This window comes from Micromonospora sp. CB01531, assembly GCF_001905095.1.
In the GTDB taxonomy this organism is placed as follows: Bacteria; Actinomycetota; Actinomycetes; order Mycobacteriales; family Micromonosporaceae; genus Micromonospora.
In genome coordinates this window covers 150,523-161,216 of sequence record NZ_LWLS01000057.1, presented here as the reverse complement: position 1 = coordinate 161,216, position 10,694 = coordinate 150,523, and the positions used below count along the sequence as shown (strand labels likewise).

Annotated in this window: 13 protein-coding genes and 1 pseudogene; 1 reads left to right on the top strand and 13 read right to left on the bottom strand. The window is 74.7% G+C overall.

All coding sequences use genetic code 11. The features are described 5' to 3' along the window. From A6A27_RS09770 to A6A27_RS09715, 12 genes and pseudogenes are all read right to left on the bottom strand, one after another. Positions 1-464 (bottom strand): annotated as a pseudogene (locus A6A27_RS09770) (LysM peptidoglycan-binding domain-containing protein); the annotation flags it as partial. A 16-nt stretch (positions 465-480) separates the two neighbouring features. Next, positions 481-912, bottom strand: a complete 432-nt coding sequence (locus A6A27_RS09765) for a pilus assembly protein TadG-related protein (RefSeq protein ID WP_073834218.1) — start codon at positions 910-912, stop codon at positions 481-483. Then, positions 909-1,376, bottom strand: a complete 468-nt coding sequence (locus A6A27_RS09760; RefSeq protein ID WP_073834217.1) for a TadE/TadG family type IV pilus assembly protein — start codon at positions 1,374-1,376, stop codon at positions 909-911. Before A6A27_RS09760 ends, A6A27_RS09765 begins: the two co-directional genes overlap by 4 nt. 5 nt (positions 1,377-1,381) lie before the next feature. Beyond that, a complete protein-coding gene (locus tag A6A27_RS09755) occupies positions 1,382-1,870 on the bottom strand; it encodes a TadE family protein (protein ID WP_083672524.1) in 489 nt (162 codons plus the stop codon). Continuing rightward, positions 1,870-2,079, bottom strand: a complete 210-nt coding sequence (locus A6A27_RS09750) for a hypothetical protein (RefSeq protein WP_073834216.1) — start codon at positions 2,077-2,079, stop codon at positions 1,870-1,872. Before A6A27_RS09750 ends, A6A27_RS09755 begins: the two co-directional genes overlap by 1 nt. Positions 2,080-2,102: 23 nt before the next feature. Then, complete coding sequence (locus A6A27_RS09745) at positions 2,103-2,963, bottom strand: type II secretion system F family protein (protein WP_073834240.1); 861 nt, start codon at positions 2,961-2,963, stop codon at positions 2,103-2,105. 55 nt (positions 2,964-3,018) lie between these two features. Further along, entirely contained in the window at positions 3,019-3,918 is a 900-nt protein-coding gene (locus tag A6A27_RS09740) for a type II secretion system F family protein (protein ID WP_073834215.1), read from the bottom strand. Continuing rightward, entirely contained in the window at positions 3,915-5,444 is a 1,530-nt protein-coding gene (locus tag A6A27_RS09735; protein WP_073834214.1) for a CpaF family protein, read from the bottom strand. The genes A6A27_RS09740 and A6A27_RS09735 overlap by 4 nt, the downstream gene beginning before the upstream one ends. Next, the gene (locus A6A27_RS09730; protein ID WP_073834213.1) at positions 5,434-6,267 is read right to left on the bottom strand and encodes a hypothetical protein; all 834 of its coding nucleotides are present in this window, start codon (positions 6,265-6,267) and stop codon (positions 5,434-5,436) included. Before A6A27_RS09730 ends, A6A27_RS09735 begins: the two co-directional genes overlap by 11 nt. Then, entirely contained in the window at positions 6,267-6,923 is a 657-nt protein-coding gene (locus A6A27_RS09725; protein WP_073834212.1) for an SAF domain-containing protein, read from the bottom strand. Before A6A27_RS09725 ends, A6A27_RS09730 begins: the two co-directional genes overlap by 1 nt. Positions 6,924-6,942: 19 nt before the next feature. Then, on the bottom strand, positions 6,943-7,884 hold the full coding sequence (locus A6A27_RS09720) for a hypothetical protein (protein ID WP_073834211.1): 942 nt from the start codon (positions 7,882-7,884) through the stop codon (positions 6,943-6,945). Further along, positions 7,878-8,339: a hypothetical protein gene (locus tag A6A27_RS09715; RefSeq protein ID WP_443189960.1), complete on the bottom strand. Its 462-nt coding sequence runs from the start codon at positions 8,337-8,339 to the stop codon at positions 7,878-7,880. Before A6A27_RS09715 ends, A6A27_RS09720 begins: the two co-directional genes overlap by 7 nt. 786 nt (positions 8,340-9,125) lie before the next feature. On the opposite strand from A6A27_RS09715, the gene A6A27_RS09710 reads away from it, so the two are divergent. After that, on the top strand, positions 9,126-9,806 hold the full coding sequence (locus tag A6A27_RS09710) for a prepilin peptidase (protein WP_198940255.1): 681 nt from the start codon (positions 9,126-9,128) through the stop codon (positions 9,804-9,806). A gap of 157 nt (positions 9,807-9,963) precedes the next feature. Here the strand turns inward: A6A27_RS09710 and A6A27_RS09705 are convergent, their stop codons facing one another. After that, entirely contained in the window at positions 9,964-10,590 is a 627-nt protein-coding gene (locus tag A6A27_RS09705; RefSeq protein ID WP_073834209.1) for a phosphatase PAP2 family protein, read from the bottom strand. Positions 10,591-10,694 lie beyond the last annotated feature (104 nt).

Genomic DNA, 10,694 nt, shown 5'->3' with positions numbered 1-10,694 from the left:
GGCGCGGCGGCGAGCGGCGGCGCGGCCACGACCGGGGGTGCGGCGGCGTGCGGGGCGGTCAGGGCGGCGGCGCTCGCTGCGGCCGGGCTCGCCGCCAGGATCAGCGCCACCGAGCCGACCAGCGCGGCCGCCGCCCGCTGCTGCCGGCGCATCCCGGGCAGCCGGGGCGCCGGCCGGCGCACCGCCGCCGCCAGCAACTCCACCAGTACGGAGAACGCGAACGTCGCCCAGCCGAACCAGCCCACCACGGCCAGCGCCCGCAGGAAGAGCTGCCCGTCGTCGCGGCTGGTCAACGCCGTACCCACCTCGGCGAGGGTGGGCAGGTGATCGGGGAGGGGGTTGCCGGCGAAGGCGAGAAGCGCGATCGGGCCGCCGGCCAGCACCGCGCAGAGCACCACGAGGGCGCCGAGCCCGGTGAGGACCTGGCCGGTCCGCCGTACGGCGGAGCGTTGCGGTGCGGCCATGGCTGCCTTCCTTTCCTTACGGTGCCCCGGTGAGCGCCCGCGCGGTGGCCTCACCGGTGACGGTGACGGAGTTGTCCAGGCCGAACAGGCCGAGCAGATCCCGGCGGTAGGTGATGCGGACGCGTACCTGGATCTGCTTCTCGCCGTCGACCACCGGGAAGCTGACGTCGTGCCCGCGGACCCCGCCGGCGGCCCGCAGGTAGTCCGCGACGGCGTCCTGGGCGCCCGCCTCGTCGATCTCCTTCGGGCCGCCCTCGATCGCCCGGGCCCGGTCGATGACCTGGCCGCCGCTGCGGGCCGCCTCGGCGGCCAGGTTGTCCGCGCGCTGCAACGAGCGGAGCTGCCCGGCGCCGTCGTAGGCCAGGCTGATGATCACGAGTACGCCGGTCATCGCCACGGCGAGGAAGATGCTCACCCGGCCGCTCTCCGACACGTGCCCACCGCTCATCGTCGACTCCGGTAGGTGTCCAGCGGGGAGGTGAAGCTCGCCGAGACGGTCTTGCCGCCCGGCACCCCGGGCAGCCTGGGCGCCCTCAGGTCGGCGAAGGAGACCCTGCAGCTCACCGTGACCGTGACGGTGGCCGGCACTCCGGGCGCGCTGCGGTACGCGGCGGCGAAGCTGGTTTCCCTCCCCTGTACCGAGCCTCGGAAGGTCAGTGCCGGCGGGGCGGTGCAGTGCAGCCCCGACCAGTCGAGCTGACGGCGGGCCGCGTCGGTGGCCGCGGTCCGGCCGGCACCCGCGTCCCGAGCGATCGAGGCGGCCCGGGCGGCATCGTGCGCGGCCGACTCCACCGCCTCGGCGGCCACGGCCGTCCGCCCGGCCACCCCGGCCAGCACCATCAGCCCGATGAAGGCCGGGGCGAGCACCGCCACCTCGATCGAGACGGAGCCCCGGTCCCGCCGGCCCGCCATGCGCCTCACCCCGTCGTCCAGCGTTCGACCGTGCCGTGCGCGGTCTGCCGGACCGGGAAGTGGATCCCCGGAATCACCGACAGGCTGCGCCCGCTGACCGTGCAGGTGACCTCGGTGGCGGCCGTCGTGCAGGTGGGGCCGGGGTCCTGCCAGTCGACGAGCCAGTCGCCGGCGGCGCGCAGGAAGGTGCTGGCCCGGTTTCGGCCCGCGTCGGGCGGGGCCTGGAGCGCACGCTGGGCGTTGACCCCGGTCTGCGCCGCGTTGAGGGCGGTGGACCGGGCGACGAACCAGACGGCGACCTGGATCGAGGCGAAGAGCAGCACCAGGATCGCCGGCATCACCACCGCCAGTTCGACCGGGTTGGCCCCCCGCTCCGCCCCGCCCTCGACGAGCCGGCGACGGACGACGGCGGCGATCCGCCCCCGGTCGCACCGGCCGGTGGGCCGGCCGGCGGAGGCCGGCCGGGTCCGGTCCGTACGAGCGGGGCGACGCATCACGGCGCCTTCGGCGCCGTGTTGTCCGGGATGGCGTTCATCCAGTTGTTGGCCTTGGCCAGGGCGAGTCCGGTGACCGCCATGGCGACCGCGACCAGGCCAAAGATGATCACCGCGGTCGGCACCGGGCTGTCGCCGCGCTCCGTGTCCCGCCGTAGCTCGGCCAGGCGGCTGGTCACCGCGGCGTACAGGTAGGTGGAGAGGCGCATGGTGTTCTCCTTCTCGCAGGGGCTCACAGACGGGCGAGGAACGGATAGACGGCGAAGCCGAGCAGTACGAAGACCAGCAACGAGCCCGGGATGTCCAGCCGGCTGGTCACCCCCTCGGCCCGGGCCAGGTTGTCGGTGCGGATCTGGTCGCGCAGCGAGTCGGCGCGGCTGCGCAGGGTTTCGTGCACCTGGGCGCCCTCGCTGCCGGAGGAGCGCATGATCGCGCCCACGTCGCCCAGCTCCGGGATGCCGATCCCGTCGGCCAGCTCCTGGAGCTCGTCCCAGGGCGAGTGCATCTGGAGCTGGGCGATCCGCAGCGCCTCCCGGATCCGGTCGAAGACCCAGCCGTCGCAGACCGCCGCCGCCCGTTCCAGCGACTGCACCGGGCCGTGCGCCGCGGACAGCTGCAACGCCACCAGGTCCAGGTAGGTGCAGACCGCCTGGCGGAACTCGTCCCGCGCGGCGTCCGCCTTCGCCAGCACCTCGCGGTGGGCGAGCAGGCCGGCCAGGAACGCCACCCCCAGGCTGCCCAACACGGGTACGACCAGCGGCAGCGACACCCCGCCGAGGAACAGCACGGCCGACGTCAGGGCCGGCGTGGCGAACCCGAGCAGGGCGGAGAGCAGCACCGACAGGGCGTACTGCTCGGGGGTGCGGTCGAGCAGGGCGAGCTGCCTGTGCGGCGGGCGCAGCCAGCGGGAGAAACCGCCCAGCCAGTCCGGCCCGGCCCCGGCGGTGGCCAGTTGCCCGGGCGGCTGGTGCAGCCGGCGCAGCGCGGGGCCGAGCGCGGGGGTGGCCGGCAGCGCCTCGCGGACCAGCAGGAAGAGGCCGAGGCCGACGGCGGCCCCGCCCAGCACGGCTGCGGCGAGCTGCCAGTTGAGGATCACCTGAGCCCCTTTTCGTTCACGACTGCGGGACTCGCCAGCACACTCCGCGCGCTCACGCGATCACCTCGTCCGGGTCGGGAGCCGGCAGGAAGCGCGCGGGCCGGGGCGGCTGGCTCATCGACCGGACCCAGACCAGCAGCCCGATGAACGCGCCACCCAGCACCGCCATCACGAGCTGCCCGACCGGCGTCCGGTACGGCCGGATGTACTCGGTGTTGACCAGCCCGTACGCGAGCGCGGCCAGGGTCATCCCGGTGAGGAAGCGGACCGCGAACCGGGGTTGGGTGCGCTTGGCCTCCACCTCCCGCCGGGTGGCCACCTCGGCCGACGCGGCGGCGGCGATCGAGCCGAGCACGTCACCCAGCCGCTCGCCGCGGTCCGTCAGGTGCAGGATCAGCGCGGCCACCACCTGGTCGCAGACCGGGTCGCCGATCTCGTCGGCGAAGGCGAGCAGCGCCGACCTCGCCAGCCAGCCCGCCTGGAGCCGGGCGGCGAGGGTGCGTACCTCCTCCTGGATCTCCTCGGGTGCGGTGGCGATGGTGCCGATGATGGCCTGCTGGAGGCCCTGCCCGGTGCCGCAGATGTCCTTCAGCCGGCGGGTCCACTCGCCGACCGCCTCGACCCGGGCGATGGCCCGCTGCTCGGCCCGGCCCACCCCGAAGAGCCACGGCACCCCGGGCACCGCCAGTGCCACCAGCAGGCCGACCACCGGCAGCCCGGTCAGCAGGAAGGCCACCGCGCCGGCCACCACCGCCGCGCCGAGCAGCACCTGGTATTGATGCTGCTCCCGTCGGCTCGCTCCGGACCCGGTCCAGACCCGGCGCAGCACCGGCCGGGTGACCGCCGCCGGACCCGCCGGCCGGTCGGTGCCGACCAGCGCGACCACGGCCAGCACCAGCCCGGCCACCGCCGCCGCGCCGGAGAAGAGAGCGACCAGCTCGATCATTGTCATGACTGCCGCCCGTCGAGGTGGGTGTGCCGGGGGCGGCGCCAGGCGCCGGTGCCGGCCTCGATGAAGCGGGTCAGCAGCCGGGCGTCGTAGCCGACGCGCAGCAGCTGGTCCCGGATCCGCTCGGGGAGGTGGCGGGGGACCGCCCGGCCGTCCGGCCCTGGCCCGAAGACCGAGGTGGTGGTGATCCGGTTGCCGTCACCGACGCCGATCACCTCCTCGACGTGGGAGACGAAGCGGTGCTTGCGACCGCCGATCGCCGTCTCGTCCTCCACCGTGACGTAGACGATCAGGTCGAGCGCGTTGCCCGCCATCCGGCGCGCCTGGTCGACCGTCATCTCCCGGCCGTGGGAGAGCGCGAGCTCGATGATCCGTTCGCTCACCCCCGCCGGGGTACGGGCGTGGATGGTGCACATCGACCCACGGCTGGTCGTCATGGCCTGGAGCATCGGCACGATCTCCCGGGACCGGACCTCGCCGACGATGATCCGCAGCACGCCCATCCGCAGCGCGACCGGGATCAGGTCGGCGATGCTCACCTCACCGGCCGGGCGGCCGTCCAGCCCGCGTTCGCCGTGCCCCTCCCGGGCCTCGAAGCTCATCACCGCCCGGTGCCGCTGCCCCCGGCGGGCCGGCAGCAGCTCGCGGCTCTCCTCCAGCAGCACGTACGGCTCGTCCGCCGGGATCTCGTCCATCAGCGCCCGGATCACCGTGGTCTTCCCCGCCCCGGCCAGCCCGGCGACCATGATGTTCAGCCCGGCCCGCAGGGACGCGCGAAGGAAGTCGCGCAGCAGCGGGTCGATCATCTCGTCCAGGTCGGGCCGGCCGCCGGCGATGTCCTCCAGGCTCACCGCCAGGGTGTTGTGCTTGCGGATCACCGCGTACGGGCGGTGGCTGACCAGGAAGACCGCGGCGAGCCGGCTGCCGTCCGGCAGTTGCAGGTCGAGGGTCGGCTTCGAGGTGGACAGCGACCGCTCGGTGGCCCCGGCCCGGCGGGCCGCCGCCTGGAGGATCTCCACCAGTTCGTCGTCGCTGTCGGCGATCGGCTCGGCCCAGTCCACGCCGCCGCCGTGCCGGGTGATGCGTACCTGGTCGCAGCCGAGGATGTGCACCTCCTCGATGGTCTCGTCGACCAGCAGCGTCTGGAGTCGCCCCAGGCCGACCAGCTCGGCGGTCACCTGGTCGAGCAGCAGCCGTTCCGCATCGGCGGGCATCGGCGTGCCGGCTCGGCGCACCGAGTCCGCGTACGCCGAGACCACCGCGACGGCCAGCCGAGCCCGCTCGACCTCCTCAGCGTCCTCGTCGAACTCCCGGCCCCGCTGCCAGAGGGTGAGCCGCTCGCTCAACTCCCGGCGCAGCTCGCGGACCACCGCGAAGTCGACCCGGGGGCGGGGCGGCGGTGCAGGCGCCGGCGGCGCGACGGCCGGTGCGCCGGGATGGTGCCGGTTCGGCGGGACCAGCGGCGGCACGGTGGAGGTGGCGCCGGGCTGCTGCCCGCGCGGGTCGTGGGAGACCGGCTCAAACCGCACCGGACACCCCCGGCCCGCTCGGTGCGGTCACCGCCCGCGGTGGCGCCGCCCCCGGCCAGGCCAGCCGGGCGCGCCGCCGGTCCAGCAGCGCCCCGACCGGCACCTCCAAGGCGCCGGCCGCGCGCATCAGCGGCCGGCCGGAGCGTACGGTGCCGCCGAGGCTGAGCACCGCGGCGGTACGCGGGTCGTGCGGCAGCCGGGCGATCACGGGCAGCCGCAGCGTCTTGCTGATCTCGCTGGTGCCGTGCCCGTCCCCGACCACCAGCAGGCGCAGGGTGCCCGGGGGGACCCGGTGCTCGGTGAAGTCCCGTTCGATCGCGCGGACGGTCGACCGGGTGGCCGACAGGTCCGGCAGGTGCGCGCGGGTGACCAGCAGCACCACCGCAGCGGCCCGCAGCACCGGCCACGGTGGGCCGCCCACCTGGAGCCGGCCACAGTCGACCAGCACGTCGTACGGCGGGACACCCTGCTCCAGACTGGTGAAGAAGTCGGCGAAGCGCTGCCAGAGCGGGCTCACGCTGCCGGCCTGGGCCGGGTCGACCACGCCGGGCAGCAGCAGCCGCTCCCGCTTCGGGGCATCCAGGTCGACCAGTTGCGACCAGAAGGCGCTCTCCAGGTTGCCGTCGCGCAGCTCCCCGACGGCCAGTTCGCCGATGCCCCGGGGACCGTCTAGCGCGCCGCCGAGATAGCCGGCGAGGATCGAGCCGCCCGCCGGGTCGCACTCGGCCAGCACCAGCCGCCGGTGCCAGCTCAGCGCGGCGGCCAGCGCGGCGGTGGTGACGCCCGGGGAGCCCTTGGCCGAGACCAGGGCGATGACCGCCATCAGGCCGCCCCGGTGAGCACGAGCGCGATCCGGTCGTCCGCGGCGAGCGCCACCACCGCCGGCACGTCCCGGACGGCCAGGGCCAGATAGACCACCACATCGTCGTGCTCCGGCGCGACGGTGTCGATCACCGTGGCCTCGAACCGGGTGCCGCCGGCGCGCGCTTCGCCCTCGGCGTTCCGGTCCGGGGTGCTGATCAGCAGGACCTTGTCGCCGGGGTGGAGCGTACGGGCCGGCACCTGACTCGGCTTGAGCCCGAGCGCGATCTGCTGCTGCCCGGGCCCGAGCAGCGGGGCGTCGGTGAGCTGCGCCGGGGTGAGCAGGGTGCCCGGGGTCAGCCGGACGGCCGCCCGCAGGCCCACCACCTCCTTCAGCCGCCGGGTCGGCACCGGCTGCAGCCCCTGGCCGCCGGAGACCCGTACCGCGACCAGGTCGTCGGCGCTGAGCTGCCGGCCCACCTCGACCGGGCGGGCCACCGCCAGGTAGCTGCCGGTGGACCGGACCGAGGTGACCGCGAAGGCCGCGCCCAGCCCGCCGAGGGCGATCAGCAGCACCGCCAGACCGAGCAGGCCGGGGCGGATCCGCCGCTGCCGGACCACCCGGGGCGGCGCTACCGGCGCGTCCAGCGGGGTCCCGTTCCGGGTCGTCACACTCACCGGGCCACCATCCTTGCGCTCATCGGGTCACCACCTGGAGTTCGTTGATCTGCACCGGGACCGTGCCGCTGACCCGGCTCTGCGCGATGTCGCCGCTCTCGCCCCCGCCGACCCAGCGCACGGTCCAGTACGTGGTGGCGCTGACCTGGTAGGTGCCGGCCCGGGCGTACCCGCGGTGGTAGCCGCAGTCGGGGGAGGTCAACCCGGCCCGGGGGCCGTCGGCGGCGTACGGGGTGCCCGGCTTGCGGCAGGTGATGCTGCTGCCGTCGCCCATGTTCCAGACGATCCGGGTCACCCGGGCGGTGATCCGGACCGTCAGCCCCCGGTCCGAGGCGGAGGCGTGCAGCGGCCCGAAGTAGGAGGACCCGCTGCTGGCCCACATCCAGACCGGCAGGCCGACCAGACCCGGCCCCTTGCTCCGCCGGGGCGCGACCGCGATCCGGGGCGGCAGCAGCGAGATCGAGGCGAGTGCGCGGCGGGCCAGTTCCTCCGGGTCGGGCGGCGCGCCGTAGCCGGGCGGCGGGCCGTCCCGCAGCACCATGGTCTGCGCGCCCAGGTCACCGCCGTTGCAGGTCTGGAGGTACCACTGCTTGCCCTCGGGCGCGGCCTGCTGCGGCTCGGCCAGCTTGTAGTAGCAGCCGTCAGCGTTGTTGAACCAGCCCAGCTGGTCGTGGTAGCAGGGGATGGCCCGGCCGTTCCACTGGCACTTCGGGGCGGTGCCACTACCGTTGCCGCCCCCGCCGGTGTTCCCGCCGCCGCCCGGACCCGGGACGCCCGGCTCGTCGTCCCAGACGTTGCAGTCGTTCTGGCCGGGCGGGCAGTTGCCGCCGGGACCGGCCGCCCGGGCGGGTACGCCGGTCAGCGTGAGCAGCAACGCCAGGCTGGCGGCGAGCAGCAGCCTTCGGGGTGTCCCGGCCCGGGTCGGGCGGGCCGGGACACCCCCTCCTCCCCAGGTCAGCACGGCTGGTCCTGATGCGCGGCACCGGCGTTGATCAGCCACCGGCCGTCCGGGTAGCGGGCGGCGGTGGCGGTGGCCAGGTACCGCCCGCCGCGGGTGCCCGGGACGACCCGGTGCTCCTTGGCGTACACCAGGCGGTAGCCGGTGGCGTCCAGGCAGTCCTGGATCTCTACGACGGGCGGGTCGGCGGCCAGGTCGACCGACACGACGGTGGGATCGGAAACGAGCGTTCCGGTACGCATCGCGCCGTGCTCCTTCGCCTCACGAATTGCCAGCCGAACTCGGGTCAGCAGTGGATCCGCTAGGAATCGGGCCAGCGCCGGATGCGCCGGGTCGCTGCGTGCGCTCGCCGCGCGGGACGCGTCCAGATAGCCGGAATAGGCGGCGAGGGCGGCTTTTCCGGCCGCTTGTTCGTCGGCCGTCGATTGGGTGGCCGGCGCGCCGCCGGTCCCGGTCAGTGGGCGGGCGGCCGCCTCCGGTTCGGTGCCGCAACCGGCGCTCGCACCCAGCAGGGCAAGGCTGAGCAGGCAGCTTGTCCAGTGGCGGGAATCCCGTGTGCGCAACGCCGTGCCCTCCTCGGTGCTGGCCCGGAGCGTTCGCGCGGGCGTACTCCGGGCATGCGGAAGCGCGCCCGGATGAATGTGACCAGGCCTCAACTGACTGCCGCTGCAATTACCTGTGTTGATCTTTAGTGAATTCGAAAGGTTGTTTCCGATTGGCCTCCGACGCCAATTGCTCGGGGTTGCGTCGTACCCAAGGGGCGAGCATAGGCTGACGTCCGCCGATGCAACAGAGGCAATTCATTCGACTACTTTGAGTGATGACAGGTGGTGGTGGTCGGTGGGTGTCCGAACGGCGACGTTCGCCCGACGGTCGGCCGGGCCGGTGGCAGGAGTGCCCGCAACCTGTCAAGAGCCCGGCCGGGCCGGTTGGCGGCTGAGCGGTGGAGGAATGGGTGGCATCGGTGCCTCTGGTCCGATCCGTCCCGCCGGAATCCGGGCTGTTCCTCCGCGGTTGGTCGGCGGTCTCCCGGCCTCCGGCCGCTGTGGTCGGGACGCCGGTTTCCGCGCCATCCGCCACACGCCGGAGCGGCCAATATCACTCTCCGTGCTCCAGAGTGGAACGGTAAGCAACCGTGCCGGAGGGGTGAGGTGACGGCCGTACGGCTCCGGGGCGCCGGATCGGAGACCCCTGCCCGGCGTCCGGTGGTGCGGCTGCTCGCCGCCCTGGCCCTCGTACCGCCGATGCGGCTGGCGGTCGCGCGGTACGCCGTACCCCCGGGCTCGGTGGACCGGGCCCGGTGCGACCGCTGCGGCACGCCGGTCGGCCTGGACCGCCCGCTGCCGGCGCTCGGGCCGGCGGCCCGCTGCCCGGGCTGCCGGGCCCGGATCGGCGCGCCGCCCGGCGCGGTGGAAGCCGCCCTGGCCACGGCGGTGGCGGTGCTCGCACTGGCCGACGGACCGCTCGGCGGGCGGGCGGCGGCGGCCTGGTGGCTCGCCTGGGCGGTGCCGCTGGCCCTGATCGACGCGGCCGTGCACCGGCTGCCGGACCGCCTCACCTATCCGGCGGCGGCCGGCGTCTGGGCGCTGCTCGGGGTGGCCGCGCTGGCCGGGGCCGGTCCGGCGCCCTGGCTGCGGGCCACCGCCGCCGGGCTCGTCCTCGGCGCGGGCTTCGCCGCCACCACCCTGCTGCTCGGCCGGCGCGGGTTCGGCCTCGGCGACGCCAAGCTCGCCCTCGGCGCGGGCGCACTGCTCGGCTGGTACGGATGGTCGGTGCTGGTGGTCGGGCTGGTGCTCGCCGTCAGCCTTTCCGCGCTGGTCGGGCTGGCCCTGCTGGCGGCGCGCCGGGTCCACTGGTCCAGCCACCTGCCCTTCGGCCCGTTCCTCATCCTCGCCACCGCCCTGGCCCTCCTCCTCGCCCGCTGACGCCGCCCGGCGTGGGCCGCGCCCGCCGCGCCTGTCCCTCCGTCGCCACCCGGTGGCCGCACCTTCTCCGAAAGAGTGGCCATGACGCCCGGGACACGGACTATTTCCGTGAATCTGCGGCCAGGGCGGGGCATGGGCGCGGGCGGCGGCGGGTGGATCAGCGGCGGGCGGGGCGGGTGAGGGGTCGGGCGGCGCGACGGCTGCGCCGAGTCAGCAGCTCGGCGACCGGGCGGGCGGCGAGCGGGGTGAGCAGGGCGCCGACGAGAACCCCGAGCAGCAGGCCGGCGGCCACATCGTGCGGGTAGTGCACCCCGACGAAGGTGCGGGACAGCGCGGCCAGCAGGGCCAGCGGGGCGGCCACCAGGCCGATCCGGCGGTGCAGCAGCAGCGTGGTGGCGGCCAGCGCGCCGGCGATCGTGGCGTGGTTGCTGGGGAACGACCAGTCGCCGACGGGTGGGCAGTGCCCGGCGACGATCACCAGGTCGGCGGGGCTGCGGCAGGGCCGGTCCTCGGCGATCAGGTCCTTGAGCCCCTCGCTGGCGCCGTACGACAGCAGCACCGTGACCGGCGCGGCCAGGGCGAGCGCCCGGCCCCGGACGCCCCCGCCGACCAGCCGGGTCAGCGCGGCCAGCACCATGAGTACGCCGAGCAGCAGGATCGCACCCTCGGTGAAGTGGGTGGCGAACCAGTGCACCGGCTGCGGCGTGCTGTCGGCGTACCGCACGATGTCGTGGTACCAGTCCGCGCTGATATCCGGAACGTCGGTCATGACGGCGTCAGTCATGGATCACCTCACCAAATGTTCATACTCCGTTCACCCGGAGGGTGCCGGGAAAATCCCCATCGGGCACCGGAGTCTCAGGCGGTTCACAGCCGGTGAGCAGGGAT

Coding starts and splice junctions, on each gene's coding strand:
- A6A27_RS09765 (WP_073834218.1), bottom strand. CDS start 912: ATGAGCGGTGGGCACGTGTCGGAGAGCGGCCGGGTGAGCATCTTCCTC.
- A6A27_RS09760 (WP_073834217.1), bottom strand. CDS start 1,376: ATGGCGGGCCGGCGGGACCGGGGCTCCGTCTCGATCGAGGTGGCGGTG.
- A6A27_RS09755 (WP_083672524.1), bottom strand. CDS start 1,870: ATGCGTCGCCCCGCTCGTACGGACCGGACCCGGCCGGCCTCCGCCGGC.
- A6A27_RS09750 (WP_073834216.1), bottom strand. CDS start 2,079: ATGCGCCTCTCCACCTACCTGTACGCCGCGGTGACCAGCCGCCTGGCC.
- A6A27_RS09740 (WP_073834215.1), bottom strand. CDS start 3,918: ATGACAATGATCGAGCTGGTCGCTCTCTTCTCCGGCGCGGCGGCGGTG.
- A6A27_RS09730 (WP_073834213.1), bottom strand. CDS start 6,267: ATGGCGGTCATCGCCCTGGTCTCGGCCAAGGGCTCCCCGGGCGTCACC.
- A6A27_RS09710 (WP_198940255.1), top strand. CDS start 9,126: ATGCGGCTGGCGGTCGCGCGGTACGCCGTACCCCCGGGCTCGGTGGAC.
- A6A27_RS09705 (WP_073834209.1), bottom strand. CDS start 10,590: ATGACTGACGCCGTCATGACCGACGTTCCGGATATCAGCGCGGACTGG.